A 16675-nucleotide genomic window follows, 5' to 3' on the forward strand; every position below is an offset into this window, starting at 1 on the left:
ATTGGCGGGGGGAAAATGGACAAGCTGGAAGCGATGCAGGTCTATGTTTGCGTGGTGGATACCCATAGTTTTATCAGAGCCGCCGAAGTGCTGGGCGTGCCGCGCTCAACGGTATCGCGGGTGGTTAAAGAACTGGAATCCTGGCTTAAGATTCAACTTTTGCAACGTACAACCCGCAAACTTAGCGTGACCGCAGAGGGGCGGCGTTACTACGAAGAGTGCAAAAGAGTACTGGCAGATATCGCGGCCATGGAGTCGTCATTTCCCGGCCGGGCGGCACAACCCAAAGGGCGTTTTAAAGTGGGGATGCCGCAATCTCTCGCCCGGCATTGCATTATTCCCATGCTCCCGGCCTTTTTGCGCCAGTATCCGGAGCTGGAGCTGATACTTTGTTCCAGCGATAGCGTGGAGGATATTATCCTGCAAGGGTATGACTGCGTGATTCGGGCCGGCAGGATCGATGATTCCACCACGCTGGTTGCCCGTCCGCTCGCCAGTTTTAACTGGGTGATAGCAGCATCGCCCACTTACATTGAGCGTTACGGTAGCCCTGAAAATTTAGATGATCTGCAAAAACACCATGCGGTCGGCTACCTGAACCACCGCACCGGGCGTACCACTGACTGGTTTTTTACGCGTGAGGGGAAGGATTACGCGATGCGGGTGCAGGAGACGCTGGTTGTCGATGATACGGACGCTTATATTCAGGCCGGAATACAGGGGCTGGGGTTAATTCGCGTCGCCAGCTATCTGGTTGCGCCGTATCTGCACAGTGGGGCGCTGGTGACCTGCATGGACAACCATTCTTACGATTTGCCGCTTGCGCTGGTCTATCCGCAAAACAGGTTTCTGCCGCCTGCGGTACGCGCTTTTTATGACTGGTGCAAAACGGCGCTGAGCCAGCCGGAGCCTCTTTGCTAAAAAATATTATTCCGGATATCGCATTGCCTGTTCAGAAAACTTTTTCACAAACGGTCAAAATGACGGTACTGGTTTTGACACATAAGAAAAGTCATTATCAAACAGGGTGCTACACGGCGAGGATATAGCAAGCACTGAACGTTTGGATGCAATAAAAAATCTGTACAACTGTTATTAATGAACTTTTTGTATAAATATAATCGGATTTAACAATACTCATTGTACCTGTATTTTGCTCTTATCATGGCGTCTTTACGACGAAAGGGTGCTTTAGCGTGGAATATTCAATATTAAGTAACAACCTTAAAATGCCTATGGTGGGTTTTGGCGTTTTTAAGGTAACCGACAAAGAAGAATGTCAGCAGTCAGTGTTAAGCGCTATTCGCAGCGGTTATCGTCTTATCGATACCGCTGCGGTATACGGCAATGAAGATGCCGTTGGTGACGCTGTTCGTGAAGCCATCGCGACAGGTCTGTGTACCCGTGAGGAGTTATTTATTACTTCTAAACTGTGGGTGCAAGATATGGCTAACTACGATCTGGCCAAAGCAGGTATTGAAGCGTCGCTGAAAAAATCCGGGTTAGATTATTTTGATCTCTATTTATTGCATCAGGCAATGGGCGATTATTTTAGCGCGTGGCGCGCACTGGAAGACGCTTATGAAGCCGGTAAACTAAAAGCCATTGGCGTGTCCAACTTCTATGCGCATGTGTTAGCCAACTTCTGTGAAACCGTCAGAATTACGCCAATGGTAAACCAGGTCGAATTGCATCCATACTTTGCACAACCCGCCGCGCTGGAAACCATGAAGCATTATAACGTTCAGCCTGAAGCGTGGGCGCCGTTAGGCGGCGGGAGACATAAACCGTATGAAAATGAAATGCTTCAAAGGATTGCCGATGCCCATCAAAAAACCATCGCGCAGGTTGTCCTGCGTTGGAACGTGCAGCGTGGTGTCACGGTTATTCCTAAATCCACTCGACAGGAACGTATTGAAGAGAACTTTGCCATCTGGGATTTCTCACTAACGGATAACGAAATGGCTCAAATCAACACACTTGATTTAGGCTATGTTGGCGAAGCGGTGAAGCATTTTAATCCTGAATTTGTTCGCGGTTGTCTTGGCGTTAAAATCCACGATTGATCGCGGCGCTTGCGGATGTTTTCTCACATGAACAGCTTCTAACACGGTTGCCGGAGCGTAGACGGCAACCGTATGATATTCGCCTGGCCGTCAGGCGCCGAAGGCACCATCGATGGTGTGCATCGCGCCGGTGACGAAAGAGGCTTCCGGGCCGGCAAGCCATGCCACCATTCCAGCCACTTCTTCAGGTCTTCCGTGTCGTTTGATCGCCATGAAACTGTGCATCAGCTCTTTCATGGGGCCATCTTCCGGATTGATGTCGGTATCAATCGGGCCCGGCTGCACCACATTTATCGTAATCCCGCGGGGGCCAAAATCACGGGCCAGGCCGCGCGCCAGCCCTTGCAGGGCTGATTTACTGGCGGCGTACGCGGCCATTCCCGGTACGGGCATCCGATCGCCATTCACGGAACCGATAATAATGATGCGTCCACCTTCCGGCATGTTGCGGGCTGCTTCGACTGACGCATGGTAAGGCGCATGGATATTAATGCGGAACAAACGATCTATCGCATCGCTATCTTGTTCCAGCGCATCGCCGAAGAGAGCGACGCCCGCATTGACGACCAGAATATCCAGCGGTCCGTACTCACGCACGAGGCTGATGACGGCATCCCGATCGGCGCTATCCGTCTGGATGGCGGTGCTTCCGGTTTCCGCTGCCAGTTTTTCGGCGGCTTCACGCGATCCGGCGTAGCTGAAAACGACCGATGCGCCGTCAGCGCTAAAGCGTCGTACAATAGCCGCGCCGATACCACGACTTCCCCCTAAAACCAGTACAGATTTGTTGCGAAATAGCGTCATCAGGATGTCCTTTATGATATTGTAGTAACCACTACAATATGCGTAATGAAATCATGCCGTCAAGGAGTTATGTAGTAATGACTACAAAACATAGCCGAACGCCGGGTCGCCCTCGCCAGTTCGATCCGGAACAAGCCATTGAAACCGCTCAACACTTATTTCATTCACACGGCTACGACGCGGTGAGCGTAGCGGATCTGACAAAAGCGTTCGGGATCAATCCTCCCAGTTTCTATGCGGCGTTTGGCAGCAAGCTGGGGCTGTATACTCGCGTATTAAAACGTTACAGGATGACCGACGCGATTCCGCTCGGGGCGCTTCTGCGTCACGATCGCCCGACCGCGAAGTGTCTTATCGATGTGCTGATGGAAGCGGCAAGACGTTACGCTGCCGATCCTGATGCCACCGGATGTCTGGTTCTGGAGGGCGCTCATTGTAACGATAAACCGGCACGAGAGGCCGCCTGCGAGTTTTACATCGCTGCTGAAAACCTGATTCGCACTTATGTCGCCATGCGGTATCCGCAAGAGGCTGACCGGATGACGGACTTTATGGGGACGCTAATGGCGGGGCTTTCCGCCAAGGCGCGAGCGGGGTATGGCCTGGAGCGTCTTCAGGAGAGCGTACTTCTGGCTGGAGATGTGCTGGAGCGATTACTGCCGGATTAACGCAGCGCATCAAAAAACCTGAGCCAATCAGATACGGGCAAACAGGGAGCAATAGCCCTAATCATCCATCTTGCCGTTGCGGTATTCGGTAAAGTACATCAAAAATAGAGGTGCCAGGGAAACGAGAAATGCAAAAATGTAGTCTTATTACGGTACTTAGCTTATCAGTGTTGATGCTAGCCGGATGTACAACGACCTATACCATGACGACCCGGACGGGAGAGATTATTGAAACGCAGGGTAAGCCGGAGGTTGACACCGCAACCGGAATGACGAAATACGCTGATGTTTATGGTTATCATCGCGTTATTAAAACCAGTGAAATAGTGCAGACGACAGAAGGCGCATCGAAGCTGGGCTGGTAATGCGCTAAAGCAGTTGGGAGGCCGTGTCCAGTATGGGTACCGGACTGTTTCTGGGCCTGAATTGAATAGAGCACCTGAATAGCCGAATACCGGGTCTCGGCTTGATTTGTGTTGTCAGTTATTTGGTTTTTCCCTGTATAGTGAAGATAAACAGTACTCATGGCTAACGGTCTGTTTTGGATTGCTAACTATCCCGGATTCTGCGCGTTTTATTTAGTCACAACCATGGTTAAGAATATTTTGGGTCAGACTTACACGCCGGGTATTAAGATAATCCGTCGCATAGAGAGCTTGATCGGCATCATTCGGTTCAAGAAGAAACGGCGTGACTTTAGGTATGAGATCAGCAAACAGGTTATATTGATCCACAGAGGCAAAATGCCGGGTAGCGCTGGCCCAGGGCATTCGCATCAGCTCTGCGTAAGAGGGGGATAGTTGAACAGGCAAATCAAATTCTTTCAGATTAGCAAGCATCTCCTTATTCATATAAAATGTGACCCTGCTTCGCGAAAAGGTGTTAAGCACTGCCTTCAGTCGTTTAACTTTTGCTTCTTTACTCATGCTATTATCAAAAAAACGTGGTGAAAGCATAATAGCAATCGATGCATTTGATGAAATAACATTATGTAGTGGTTTCAGGGCTACAACAATCTGATCGTTTGTGAAAATACGCTGCGTACCAGAAGAGGTAGTATAGTTTCCACCCAGCCAGATCACATAATCTGTTGTTTTGAGGGGAAGCGCTTTTTCCGGTATATTACCCCTGTCAGGTGCCACTGTTTCAATTGCTAGTGAGTCTTGTCCCCAGACATTATTTACTTTAGAACTCAAAAAATTATATTCTGAAATGTTCCTTAGTTTTAGCAGAGTTATCTGCGAGCGGGTAAAAAATAGATTGAATCTCACTTTTTTCTGCAATTGCCAAAGTAATCTGAGCGTGTTCTGATCGATCAGATGACTATACAGACCAACCGTTTTTCCGGAAAGTATTGCTGAGGCATTGTTCGCAAGAAGCATCTCTTTTATAGCTCCTTGCCCAATAATCAGTACGCAACGGTATTTTTCTGGTCTGATTTTATCTATGGGGATATCGGTAAGATTGACCAGGTCAGGAGTGCCATGCCGCCAATTATCATGAATGACTGTGGCTCCGGAGGCGTCTCCTCCGGCTCCCCTGGTGATAATAAGAGGAGGGTAGGTACTGGCATGTGCGATATACGAAAAACAAGCTACCATTGCTAGCGCTGTGTTTCTGATGGTTGTATACATATCGTCTGCCCTGATTTCGAAAATATGAATAATGTCTCCTCTTATAATGTACATCAAAAAGAGAGCATTTTAATTAAACGTTATCTCAACGAGATAAAAGGTTAGCACAGTAAAGTATAGAGAGAATGTAATCATACCAACATTGTAAATGTGGGAGCATGAAGGCCCCGCAAGCCGCCCGGCCAGCATACTCCCATTAATAGTTAAAGTATGGACTTTGCTTTTACCGTAAACTGTAGCCAATATTACCTGATCACTACACCGTACAGTACTGTCAGAAATCTGTCCCCGGTGTCGCGTGCACGCAATTTATTTTTTTCAATTCTTTCAAAACGTTAACTATATTAATAGTCACTTACTTTACCAGAATCAATACTGAGAGTTTTATTACCGTTCTGAAAAGAGAAGGCTTTTCAGATGAAATACGTGGATGGTACGAAGTCATTACAGTACAGGGATATAATAATAAAGATCGACAATGGATTCATTATTCTGTTGCTTTTGGACGGATGCCAAATGGAAGTATTCAATATCTTCTCCTTCTCTCCTGATAAGATTCAGTTTTGGCAATATACACATATATATTGTATTGGAAAATTGTTGATATTGTTCCTTATGACCAACGAAATGGAATTTTGCATATTTACCACATTTTATTACCCTCGACATGGGTATTTTGCCTCCATCGACGGAATTATGTTCCATACCAAAAAAACTGCTTACGGCGATGACCTGGTCTTTGGTATTATCCGGCTTAAAAGACGAGAGACAATAAACATTTTCGCCCCACGTTCTGAGCGTCTCATGAATGATTTTCCATTTTATAGGTGACGCTTTTTTAGGAAGGTCATTTGTTGCGATCTGATGAGATGTTTGAAATCCGAAAATTTCTTTTGACGTAAGCTGACAAATTTCGAACTGATAATGCTCATCACAGTCAAGCCAGTAGGGAGGCCGTAGGTTTCTGAGATCCCAGAAATCAGCCTTGCGATAGTTATTGGGATTGACGCCAAATGTTTTTTTGAACTCTCGACTATAGGACTGCACTGAATCAAACCCCATTCTGAACGCGATATCTGTGACCGACTGAGAGGTCAGCTTTAGCAGAGTGGCGCTTCTGCTCAACTTGCGTTGTCTGATATATTTTCCTATAGAGACGCCACACTTTTCTTTAAAAAAATCCTGCAAACTCCTTCGCGAATAACCTGTTATAACAACCAGCTTTTCAATATCAATCCTCTCTTCAAGATTTTTTTCTATTTGCTCTAATACTGAGATTATTATGGCTTTTTTCATCATCATTCCTCTTTATTGAAGCCGAAAATATAAACATTTAAGGTGTTTGACATACTCTGTTATTAAACTGGTGGGTGGTTGTTAGCTTTTCTGGCAAAACAAGAAAGATTTAAATTGCTTGACGTTTCTGAATAAACTTTACACTTGGAGATCGGCTTTTGCCAGTAAAGCTAAGTAATTAGCATGGCGAAGGGCATAATTTCACAGGCGGTTAAAATGATTGAATAACCCTGAGTTTTTAGCCCGTGAGATTATAAATCTCGTAATTATTTCTAATGATTTAATAAAAGGAAATTGTTTTGTACTTCAAAAGATCTTTATTAGCGTTAGCGATTTGTGCATCCGTGGTCTCAGTAGAGGCGGTGGCGAATACCAGAGCCAATGATATGGCTTCTTCTGCTACGCCTGCTTCTGTTGGTCACCGTCCTGTGGCAACGACTAATGCAAAAAAGATAGAAGTGTCTGGGGAACTGACGACCGGTTCAACCCTCCAGATAGCGGATGTTTTTATTAGGGATGAGGATGGGGATCCCTTATCGCTGGATAAAATGAATAATGCCGACGATATTAAATGGTATCTGGTGGATAATGAGGCCGCCGATCCTTCTGGAACCCCGGCGGCAACCGGGACGGCTTTTACCATTCCTGCTGATGCAGGCGGTAAAAAAATTAAAATCGTTTACCGAATTAAGACGGCAGCGGGGACGCCGGATAGTGCATTCTTGCCTGCCACTGTCTTATTAACTTCTGCATCTTCTGGGGTGGGCGGCGACGCCGCCGCAGACGGTACGATTTCTAATAAGCTACGTTCTGTCACTATCAATGTGGTGAATGAAAGTGGTAAACCGACTGATGAACTCAACGGTACCAATGACGCCAACACTCCAGTGGTAGGCGGCACCCTTGAAGCGGTACTGGAATGTGCCGCCACAGCGGCGGCTGAGTGTGAGGTCAGTAATTATAACTTTACCTGGCAGATGGCGGATGCCGGGACACCAGATAAGTTCACCGATCTGAATAATACCAACGCTGAAAAACATAAATATATTATTAAAGGAACCGAGCAGAATAAACTGTTCCGTGTCCACGTTACGCCTAAAACGACGAAAGCCACGCCGGAGAATAAACGCGCTATCCGTCGCTGATTTTTATCGCTAAATAAACATCTTATTTAAATACTCCCCCTGCCAGGCAGGTGGGTATAGCAGGAGGCAATAAAGTGGTTTTTTCTAAAAAACCTATTACTAAATATATAACCTGGGCCATTGTTAGCAGTCAGCTTTCACTCCCGGTTATCGCTGATAGCGATAATGAAATTCAGTCGTGGATTGCGGGGACGGCATCGTCTATTTCTCCGCACCTGCAGGAGGGGACGCTGGAGGATTATGCCAAAGGAAAAATAAAGGCATTACCAGGGCAAGCCGCTAATCATCTGGTGAACGAGGGGATGAAGAGCGCTTTTCCGGAGATTATTTTCCGTGGTGGCGTCAATCTTGAAGATGGCGCGAAATATCGCTCATCAGAGTTCGATATGTTTATTCCCGTCCAGGAAACAACATCGTCTTTACTCTTTGGTCAGCTTGGCTTTCGCGACCACGACAACAGCAGTTTCGATGGCCGCACCTATGTTAACGTTGGTATGGGTTACCGCCAGGAGGTCAATGGATGGCTGTTCGGCGTCAATACGTTTCTGGATGCCGACATCCGTTATTCCCACTTACGTGGCGGCATTGGCGGGGAAGTCTATAAAGACAGTCTGGCCTTTTCCGGCAACTATTACTTCCCTCTCACCGGCTGGAAAACGTCAGCAGCGCATGAGTTACATGATGAGCGTCCGGCATATGGCTTTGATCTGCGAACAAAAGGCACGCTTCCCGATTTTCCCTGGTTCAGTGGCGAGCTGACATATGAACAGTATTACGGGGATAAAGTTGATCTATTGGGTAACGGTACGTTAAGCCGGAATCCCCGCGCCGCAGGTGCGGCTCTGGTCTGGAATCCTGTCCCCTTGCTTGAGGTCAGAGCAGGATATCGGGACGCCGGTAATGGCGGATCGCAGGCAGAGGGCGGTCTGAGAGTCAACTATTCCTTCGGTACGCCGTTACATGAACAGCTTGATTACCGCAACGTTGGAGCGCCGTCGAATACGACTAATCGGCGTGCCTTTGTCGATCGTAATTACGATATCGTCATGGCGTATCGGGAGCAGGCCAGTAAAATCCGCATTACGGCAATGCCGGTGTCAGGCCTGTCCGGGACGCTGGTGACATTAATGGCGACGGTAGATAGCCGTTACCCGATTGAGAAGGTTGAGTGGTCGGGTGATGCGGAGCTTCTCGCCGGACTCCAGCTTCAGGGAAGTCTGGGCAGCGGCCTTATCCTTCCACAACTTCCGCTGACGGCGACCGACGGTCAGGAGTATAGCCTTTATTTAACGGTGACTGACAGCCGGGGTACTCGTGTGACCTCCGAGCGTATCCCGGTAAGGGTGACACAGGATGAGACCAGTTTCCGTTCATGGATAAATGTTATCAATGACGATGTTCAGGTTGAGGACGGCAACTTTGTTATCAGTACGCCGCTTCCTGCCGGAGAAGAGGGGAAGGTTATTGAGTGGCACTACGTGCGCGAGCGTTCTGAAGAGGAGTGGGCGTCGCTCAAACCACGTCATATTAAGTATCAATCAGATATGCCGGGTCTGGCATTTAAAGCGCTCGGTGGTACAGAGCGTGACGGCCATTGGGTTGAACGGGTTCTGGTGACCCATATCGGCGATGATGCCCGCTCGCTCAAATTACATATTGAAGCAAGCGGACCAGACGATAAACATCCGGTGAAGGGGACCGTACTACTACAAGCGCAGTCAGACAGTATTGCGCAGAAGGTCACTTCTGTGGAGGTGCTTTTTACGCCGGGTACTGAAGAAGCCAACGGAAGCGTTACTGCGCCAGTCGTCGGAACAGAAATGCGAGCCAGAACGCTTTGTGTAAATAACACGGACTGTACTGATGCGTTTAATTATCAGTGGGATATCTCGGATGAAATGAAATCCTGGCAATCCGTACCGGGGGCGACAAAGGCCACCTGGCTTATCCCTTATAGCCTTAACGGGGAATCGCTACAGAATAAATATATCCGCGTCAGAATTATTTCTGATAAAGAAAATGCCAAGAGTTCTACCGCAGCATCTGATGCGAATTAATGTTTTAAAAAGGATCAACAGTGCGTATGTCGAAACATAATCTTATTATCTATAGCCTGCTTCTGGCGGCTGCGCCGATAAGCGTCTTGGCGGATTCGTCGACAACGTCCGCGGCAACCGTCGGGATGTTTTCTCCTCCTACGGCGCCGAGCGTTGGGCACAGGCCTGGAACACCTCGTGATACCTACGAATTGCAGTTTAATGGACTTGGCTTTTCTATTGAAAAGTATACACCTTTTCCGGGAATGACTATTGCGAGGAATGCCAGAAATGTAGGCATCAGAGATCCGGATAATAACTATCAGTCTGCGGAAACGTTTACTACAGTATGTACGTATTATCAGATCAATAAAGATAACTCTCAGCATATACTTAAACGTGAAAAGCCATGTGAGCATAAATTTAATATCCAAAAGGAACATCGGGGTTCAAAGATTAAACTAGAAATTTATAATGAAACGGATATGGCTTCAGCGTCAGGGTACACGCCTGTGCCATCGGTATCTGAGTTCCAGTATATTGAAACAGAAACTATATCTAATACGCCAAGCCCAGATTTAACAGTTATGAGTATAGATAAGTCTGTATTATCGCCGGGTGAAAGTGCCACCATCACAACTATTGTTAAGGATATCGACGGGAATCCTGTAAATGAAGTTCACATTAATAAGACTGTAGCGCGTGAAAATTTAAAAGGCTTATGGGATTATGGCCCTCTTAAGAAAGAAAATGTTCCAGGTAAATATACACAAGTTATAACCTATCGTGGGCATAGTAATGAACGTATTGACATATCTTTTAAATATGCAATGAGTTTCACGAAAGAAATTTCCATCAGAGGAAGACTATAAAACTATATTAATTATTATGACTAATATAATTCTTTTTATCACCATCATCTTATTATGGATATTCACTTGGTTTTTTAGCGGATTGCTAAATAATTATTATGGCTAAAATAATACAAACGTTAAAAGGAGAAGTTTTTATGACACCAGCAACAACACAAGATTATATTTCATTGGGTCAGGAACACGCTGTCACCTTTGGCAAAACGCAACTGACCCTCAAACCCGGTATACTGGCTGAAGGCGAACCATTACCCTGCACAAAGGGGCTGGTGAGCCATAATTTATTACCGGGTTACTGTATCCCGGGGATAAAAAAGCGGATTATTGTCGTCCCGTCACTGGATACGCCGGTTTGTGAATGGCAGGTAAAAGACTATAGTGACCGCCTTAAATCAGCGGGTAGCCACTCAAACCGGGCGGTATATGTGCTGAGTATGGATACGCCATTTGCTCAGGCCCGTTTTATTCGGGAACATGATATTCATCCCGGCATAACCTTTGTTTCTGACTACGCTTGCCGCCAGTTTTTGGATAATTCTGGGCTGAAAATTAATGAGCTCAGTATTTTTGCCAGAGCGTTGATAGAGTGCGATGAAAATAATGTGGTTACGCGTGTTAGTGTACCACGAGATATCACTCATCTTCCTGTTTACTAATCACTTATATCAGTACCGTCCCTGCACAGAGAACCGAATAACCGGCAATGCAGGGGCGCAGGCATCCTCCTGTAGTGCCCCCACATTTAACACATATACTATTGCATCACGCATAAGGAACTGAAAATGATGCCAGCGGATGGGGCAGGTTAACGTTATGGCACCCCTGAATTTCTGCAATAATCGTCTGGTAACCGGAAAGCCACTTATGACTTTGTGATTTGGCCTGCTGGTGCTGTAAATTATTTATCAATAGCTCCATTGATTCGCGGGTCTGCCAGTAATAATTATTAACCATTCTTCCGCTGGCGGCATCGGTATAGCTTTCCATCCCAATATAGCCATCAATAGTCTGTGTATAGCGCTCAATCCAGCCATCCAGTTGATAAAATTCTTCGTCGTACTCTTTTTTTTCGAAAATAAAACTTGTCAGAAACAGCGACATGGTATTTCTCCTGTTACGCAATATCAATCAAACACCCATCAACGTGGATTCAAAACGTAAACCTGGCATCATTTTTTCAAGGCCGTCAGTCAGCATGTTTCCTGCCGCGTACAATTCATCAACCGGCATTTCCGGCAAGCTTTCAAGGATAAACCACATCGCTTTATCTGAAGCGCTTAGTCGGGTACGTACTCCCTGACGCCAGTTCCAGCGCCGACAGGTGACGCCTCTGTCATCGCGCCAGATAACTTCGCCCGGTTCTGGTGACTCGGTGACGGGTTGTCCTTCTTTCAGGGTATCAAATGTTTCACTTCCGTCTGCGAAAACCAGCCGCGGCGATCCACAATAAGCCGCGCTATTTTCGCCGCCTACCGGTACGGCATAGCGCAGGCTCACCGCGTTATAAAGATCAACGACCGGGTCCAGCGCCGCCATTGTTCCATCCTTCAACACGCGTTTTCGTAGCGCTTCAGCCGAGCAGGGGGTGCGCTTTGGTTTTGCGCCGAATGCTTTAAACACCGCATTCCAGGCGTCTATATGCGCCTGTGCCCACGCCGGTTGTCCGTTAATTACGGCCTGACAGGCCTCTTTTAGCGCGATTTCTCCGACCTGCGCATCGCGAACCGGAGCGGCAATAACATTAATACTTAATGCACGAAAGCCGGGAGCGATACGGGCCAGTTCCGGGCTGATTGACGGTAACATAGAAGACATCGCATAATCCTGTAATGACTATTTTCTTCTATGATATCGACCAATGACCAAAAAAGTCAACTTATCGACCACGGCGGGCGCCGACGTCAGCACAATAAATGAAGCTGTTTCCCAACGTATCAAACAATTTCGTAGCCAAAAAAAGATGTCGCTGGATGAGCTTGCGCGGCGTTCCGGCGTCAGTAAAGGAATGCTGGTGGAAATTGAAGGCTGTAAAGCCAATCCAAGCATTGCGCTGTTATGTAAGATCGCGGCGGCAATGGGAGTGTCCGTGGCGGATGTTGTCAACGTCGCCAGCGAGCCGATGGTCCATCTTATCGACCGGGATGCTATTCCGGTGTTGTGGCGCGGCGAGAAAGGCGGCAGCGCAAAACTGATGGCGGGAACCAGCGGGCCGGATATGCTGGAACTCTGGCAATGGATAATGCATCCTGGGGAACAGTTTGAATCGGCAGGGCATCCGGCAGACACTTGTGAATTACTGTTTGTTAATCAGGGAACACTGACATTAACAGTCAATGGTAGACGCTTTATTATTCGGGAGGGCTGCTCCGCTGTAGCCAGAACCGACATGCCTCATGCCTACGTTAACGACACTAATGAGGTGCTTGAATTTACCATGACGGTGAATGAAAAGAGCCGTTGATCACCGTAAGGCGCTAACAACCCGTCATCCGGACTGGGAAGCCTCGGTGCCCGATAAGCGTTATCGGGCACCGGCTATCTTTTATTTTGTCGCAGGCGCGGCCTCCGGGTCATCGATATAGAGCGTCTGGCTTGGGAAGGCGAAGTCAGCGCCGTTTTCCTGGACAATCGCAATAATTTTCAGGTAAACATCCTGCTGTACGGCAAGCCATTCCGGCCATACTGTTGTTTTGGTAAAGCAATACACCATAATATTCAGCGAAGAGTCGGCGAATTCATTAAAATAGACCAACAGCGTCTGTTTCTGATCGATATCTCTGTGCGCCTGCAACATGTTTCTGATAGCGTCAACAATGAGGCCAATTTTGTCGGCATCTTCGTAACGTAACCCAATAACCGTTTTTATTCGACGGTTGGTCATCCGTCCCGGATTCTCAACGCTAATGGATGAAAAGACGGAATTAGGCACGTACAACGGGCGGTGGTCGAATGTGTTAATTCGCGTAATTCGCCAGCCGATTTCGGCGACCGTACCTTCGATATTTCTGTCAGGAGAACGAATCCAGTCTCCGATACTGAAGGGGCGATCGAAATAGAGCATAATACCGGAGAAAAAATTGCTCAGGACATCTTTGCCCGCCATACCAACAGCGATACCGCCGATACCGCCAAAGGTCAGCAGACCGGACAGACTCATGCCAAAATGTTCGCCATACAGTAAGACAATCGCGACAATAATGGTTATTTTTATGACCCGTGCCAGAATACGGGTACTGGTGACATCTCTACCTTTATTGACCTGTGCTTTTTCAAATTGGTTAATAATCAGGAAAAGTTTTATCGTCAGAATAAGCGCAATGAGCGAGGTGCAGATAAAATCAATGACCCCGGAAGAGATAAAACGCAAATTATAATCTTCAATAGCATTATTCAGGATGCTCCCGATGGTCCCAATAATAATTGCATAAATAAAAAACTGTGCCGCATGGAACGTGAATCCTTTCTTCCACTGTACGTTACGGCTGAGCCAAAATCTCACGACCAGCAACGCCATACCGCAACTGAAAAGTATCGCCAGATTAAATGCGTTTTTGAGAAAAAATTCAGTGAACATTATTGTTTTCCGCTCCTTCCTACGATAACAGCTCAGAATGACCTGATTAACAGGTATTTTACCCAGGATAAACGCGTAGATCATCGATAAGTAAAAAGAAGAAATAGTGCTATCAGCTTTAATCTCAGCGGTTTACTTTTTATGTAAATACAATGTCACGTTTTATAGAGCAGACATCGCGTGAATGTCATGGTATTGTTGCTATCAGGTAACAAAGTCATCTGTAAAGGACAATACTATGATCATGATGAAGCTGAAATCGGCGAAGGGGAAAAAATTTCTGTTATGCCTGCTGGCAGTGTTTATCGTTGCGGCATCGGTGGTAACGCGCGCGACTATCGGCGGTGTGATTGAGCAATATCATATTCCACTGTCCGAGTGGACAAGCTCTATGTATGCCATTCAGTCGGCAATGATTTTCGTTTACAGTCTGGTGTTCACTATTCTGCTGGCGATTCCTTTGGGGATCTATTTCCTCGGCGGAGATGAGTAACAGGAATAGGGTATTGGCCGGATGGCAGCGCCATCCGGCAGGACACAAGAGGGATTAATCGTCCTCGTCGTCCAGTTCAACCGGTGTCTGGTACTCATCAGGCTTAATGACTAACAGGTCGCAGCGCAGATGGTCAATGACCTGTTCGGCCGTGTTCCCCAGAAACGCGGCCGAGAGTCCGGTACGTCCAACGGTGCCAAGCACAACGATCCCCGCCTGGAGATGTTCGGCAAGATCCGGGATAACTTCTTCCGGCAAGCCTTTTTCTACATGCGTAACTTTTTCATCGATGCTGAATTTCTGGCGCAGCGCTTTCATCGCCAGTAAATGCTGGCCTCTGATGGCGTCGTTATACACGCTGGGATCAAATTCCGGCAGCTCAATGGCGATATTGATTGGCGTAACGGGGTAGGCGCCGACCAGGTGCACTTCGGTATGATTAACCTGCTCCGCCAATTGTAAGGTCTCTTTTACCAGCTTTTCGTTGAGAGCATTGTGATAAGGCTCTTCGCTTGCCAGGTTCACGGCGACCAGGGCTTTGCCGCCCTCTGGCCACGGCTGATCTTTGACCATCCACACGGGGCTTGGGCATTTACGCAGCAAATGCCAGTCGGTAGGGGTAAAAATGACCGCTTCCAGTCGATCGTGCTGATGCGCCATTTTCAACACCAGATCGTGACTGCCGGCGATAACCTCCTGGATGATGGCCTCAAAGGGACGATTGTGCCAGACCACTTTAATTTCAATGGGGACACCGGCTTCAAGATAATATTTCGCCTGCTCACGTATCCAGGCTGTGCGTTGACTTATTACGCCCTGACGCATTGCGGTGCGTTCGTCAGGAGAAAGCAGGGTGGTCATCTCATACGAGAAATCGTAAATAGGCAGGAAAGCTTTAATTTTGCCGCCAATCCGTTGATGCAAATAAACTGCTCGCCGTAATGCGGGTTGGTCGTCCTGATTGGGATCGATGACCACCAGCATATTTTGATACATAGCCATACAGGGTCTCCTTACAACTGTCATCGCAGTTTGTAACTAAAGAGTAACTCAAATATGGTGAATGAAACAGAGGAAGCGCTTCTGCCAGATCAATAAATGAGAAAAATTTAACGATATGGCAGAAGATAACATCAATGGTTTAGCTGACGTTTAAGCGACGTTGCGGGTATGACCAGCGAGGGCCGCCAGCGCATCGCTGTTTTCAATAGTAATATACTTACCTTTCACCGCCAGCATGCCGCTTTTCTGGAAACGCCCCAGCAGACGGCTAATGGTTTCGACCGTTAAGCCAAGATAGTTGCCGATATCGCCACGGGTCATCGTCAGGCGGAATTCACGCGGTGAAAAACCACGCTGCGCAAAGCGGCGGGACAGGTTGTAAATAAACGCGGCCAGACGTTCTTCGGCGTTTTTCTTCGACAATAACAGGATCATATCCTGATCGCCTTTAATTTCACCGCTCATCAGACGCATCATTTGCTGACGCAGGTTAGGCATTTTGCCGGACAGGTCATCCAGCGTCTCAAAGGGAATTTCACATACCATTGAGGTTTCCAGCGCCTGTGCAAAGCTCGGATGATGACCGCTGCCAATGGCGTCAAAACCCACCAGGTCGCCTGCTAAATGGAATCCAGTAATCTGCTCATCGCCTTGCTCGGTAATGGTGTAGCTCTTAATCGTTCCGGAGCGGATAGCATAGAGCGATTTCAGTTCATCACCTGCTTTAAACAGAGTTTGCCCTTTCTGAATGGGCTTTTTGCGCTCGATGATATTATCAAGCTGATCAAGCTCATGCTCGTTAAGTGTGAACGGGATGCAAAGCTGGCTGATACTGCAATCCTGGCAATGGATAGCACAACCGCCAGACTGAATGCGCCGTATAATTCGCTTTTCCGGGATCATAGGTCTGCTCAAGCCGTAATTGATATTTGTCAATTTTAACATCTTTTTGGTGAGCGCGTAAGTCTGAGCTATCCCGGAGAAGGAATAATTCAAGTATAAGTTTGATGAATACTTTTATCTATTTGAAAACACGTAATTTATTTGTTGTTGCTTTACATAAAAGTGTGACCGATAAGGCACTT

18 protein-coding genes are annotated in these 16675 nt (G+C 47.2%); 10 read left to right on the forward strand and 8 right to left on the reverse strand.

Annotated features, from left to right (window positions below; all coding sequences use genetic code 11):
* Positions 1-15 precede the first annotated feature (15 nt).
* Positions 16-921, forward strand: a complete 906-nt coding sequence (locus NA197_RS00455) for a LysR family transcriptional regulator (protein WP_064000575.1) — start codon at positions 16-18, stop codon at positions 919-921.
* Between the two features lie 275 nt (positions 922-1196).
* Entirely contained in the window at positions 1197-2066 is an 870-nt protein-coding gene (locus NA197_RS00460; protein ID WP_000456772.1) for an aldo/keto reductase, read from the forward strand.
* 90 nt (positions 2067-2156) lie between these two features.
* Here the strand turns inward: NA197_RS00460 and bdcA are convergent, their stop codons facing one another.
* Entirely contained in the window at positions 2157-2870 is a 714-nt protein-coding gene (gene bdcA, locus NA197_RS00465; RefSeq protein WP_020839314.1) for an SDR family oxidoreductase, read from the reverse strand.
* 77 nt (positions 2871-2947) lie between these two features.
* Here bdcA and NA197_RS00470 point away from each other — a divergent pair, with 77 nt between their 5' ends.
* Both NA197_RS00470 and NA197_RS00475 read left to right on the forward strand, forming a co-directional pair.
* Positions 2948-3538 carry a TetR/AcrR family transcriptional regulator gene (locus NA197_RS00470; RefSeq protein WP_064043117.1) on the forward strand — a complete coding sequence of 197 codons (591 nt, stop codon included), beginning with the start codon at positions 2948-2950 and terminating at the stop codon, positions 3536-3538.
* A 128-nt stretch (positions 3539-3666) separates the two neighbouring features.
* On the forward strand, positions 3667-3903 hold the full coding sequence (locus tag NA197_RS00475; protein ID WP_023234064.1) for a YgdI/YgdR family lipoprotein: 237 nt from the start codon (positions 3667-3669) through the stop codon (positions 3901-3903).
* A gap of 213 nt (positions 3904-4116) precedes the next feature.
* Here NA197_RS00475 and NA197_RS00480 read toward each other — a convergent pair whose 3' ends face one another.
* Entirely contained in the window at positions 4117-5226 is a 1110-nt protein-coding gene (locus NA197_RS00480; protein WP_064043118.1) for a hypothetical protein, read from the reverse strand.
* Between the two features lie 390 nt (positions 5227-5616).
* Positions 5617-6474, reverse strand: a complete 858-nt coding sequence (locus NA197_RS00485) for a GyrI-like domain-containing protein (RefSeq protein WP_010989022.1) — start codon at positions 6472-6474, stop codon at positions 5617-5619.
* Positions 6475-6767: 293 nt separating this feature from the next.
* On the opposite strand from NA197_RS00485, the gene zirU reads away from it, so the two are divergent.
* From zirU to NA197_RS00505, 4 genes are all read left to right on the forward strand, one after another.
* The gene (gene zirU / locus NA197_RS00490; protein ID WP_064043119.1) at positions 6768-7613 is read left to right on the forward strand and encodes a two-partner-like secretion system exoprotein ZirU; all 846 of its coding nucleotides are present in this window, start codon (positions 6768-6770) and stop codon (positions 7611-7613) included.
* 74 nt (positions 7614-7687) lie between these two features.
* Complete coding sequence (zirT, locus tag NA197_RS00495) at positions 7688-9670, forward strand: two-partner secretion translocator ZirT (RefSeq protein ID WP_064043120.1); 1983 nt, start codon at positions 7688-7690, stop codon at positions 9668-9670.
* Between the two features lie 20 nt (positions 9671-9690).
* Positions 9691-10521 (forward strand): two-partner-like secretion system exoprotein ZirS, encoded by an 831-nt coding sequence (zirS, locus tag NA197_RS00500; protein WP_001242918.1) that lies wholly within the window; start codon positions 9691-9693, stop codon positions 10519-10521.
* A 98-nt stretch (positions 10522-10619) separates the two neighbouring features.
* Positions 10620-11177, forward strand: a complete 558-nt coding sequence (locus tag NA197_RS00505) for a redoxin family protein (RefSeq protein WP_023201115.1) — start codon at positions 10620-10622, stop codon at positions 11175-11177.
* Positions 11178-11283: 106 nt separating this feature from the next.
* Here NA197_RS00505 and NA197_RS00510 read toward each other — a convergent pair whose 3' ends face one another.
* Complete coding sequence (locus NA197_RS00510) at positions 11284-11622, reverse strand: antibiotic biosynthesis monooxygenase family protein (RefSeq protein WP_000051816.1); 339 nt, start codon at positions 11620-11622, stop codon at positions 11284-11286.
* Positions 11623-11649: 27 nt separating this feature from the next.
* Complete coding sequence (locus tag NA197_RS00515) at positions 11650-12336, reverse strand: B3/B4 domain-containing protein (protein ID WP_000097263.1); 687 nt, start codon at positions 12334-12336, stop codon at positions 11650-11652.
* 43 nt (positions 12337-12379) lie between these two features.
* Here NA197_RS00515 and NA197_RS00520 point away from each other — a divergent pair, with 43 nt between their 5' ends.
* Positions 12380-12982 (forward strand): helix-turn-helix domain-containing protein, encoded by a 603-nt coding sequence (locus tag NA197_RS00520; RefSeq protein WP_000163372.1) that lies wholly within the window; start codon positions 12380-12382, stop codon positions 12980-12982.
* A gap of 81 nt (positions 12983-13063) precedes the next feature.
* On the opposite strand, the gene NA197_RS00525 is transcribed toward NA197_RS00520, so the two are convergent.
* Positions 13064-14095: a mechanosensitive ion channel family protein gene (locus NA197_RS00525; RefSeq protein WP_064043121.1), complete on the reverse strand. Its 1032-nt coding sequence runs from the start codon at positions 14093-14095 to the stop codon at positions 13064-13066.
* Positions 14096-14333: 238 nt separating this feature from the next.
* Here NA197_RS00525 and NA197_RS00530 point away from each other — a divergent pair, with 238 nt between their 5' ends.
* Positions 14334-14588, forward strand: coding sequence for a DUF2534 family protein (locus NA197_RS00530; protein ID WP_000605645.1), 255 nt, complete (start codon positions 14334-14336; stop codon positions 14586-14588).
* 54 nt (positions 14589-14642) lie between these two features.
* On the opposite strand, the gene uspE is transcribed toward NA197_RS00530, so the two are convergent.
* The gene (gene uspE, locus NA197_RS00535) at positions 14643-15590 is read right to left on the reverse strand and encodes a universal stress protein UspE (RefSeq protein WP_001262138.1); all 948 of its coding nucleotides are present in this window, start codon (positions 15588-15590) and stop codon (positions 14643-14645) included.
* Between the two features lie 150 nt (positions 15591-15740).
* On the reverse strand, positions 15741-16493 hold the full coding sequence (gene fnr, locus NA197_RS00540) for a fumarate/nitrate reduction transcriptional regulator Fnr (RefSeq protein ID WP_000611914.1): 753 nt from the start codon (positions 16491-16493) through the stop codon (positions 15741-15743).
* Positions 16494-16675: the final 182 nt, after the last annotated feature.

It is taken from the genome of Salmonella sp. NW884, assembly GCF_051700745.1.
Taxonomy (GTDB): domain Bacteria; phylum Pseudomonadota; class Gammaproteobacteria; order Enterobacterales; family Enterobacteriaceae; genus Salmonella; species Salmonella enterica.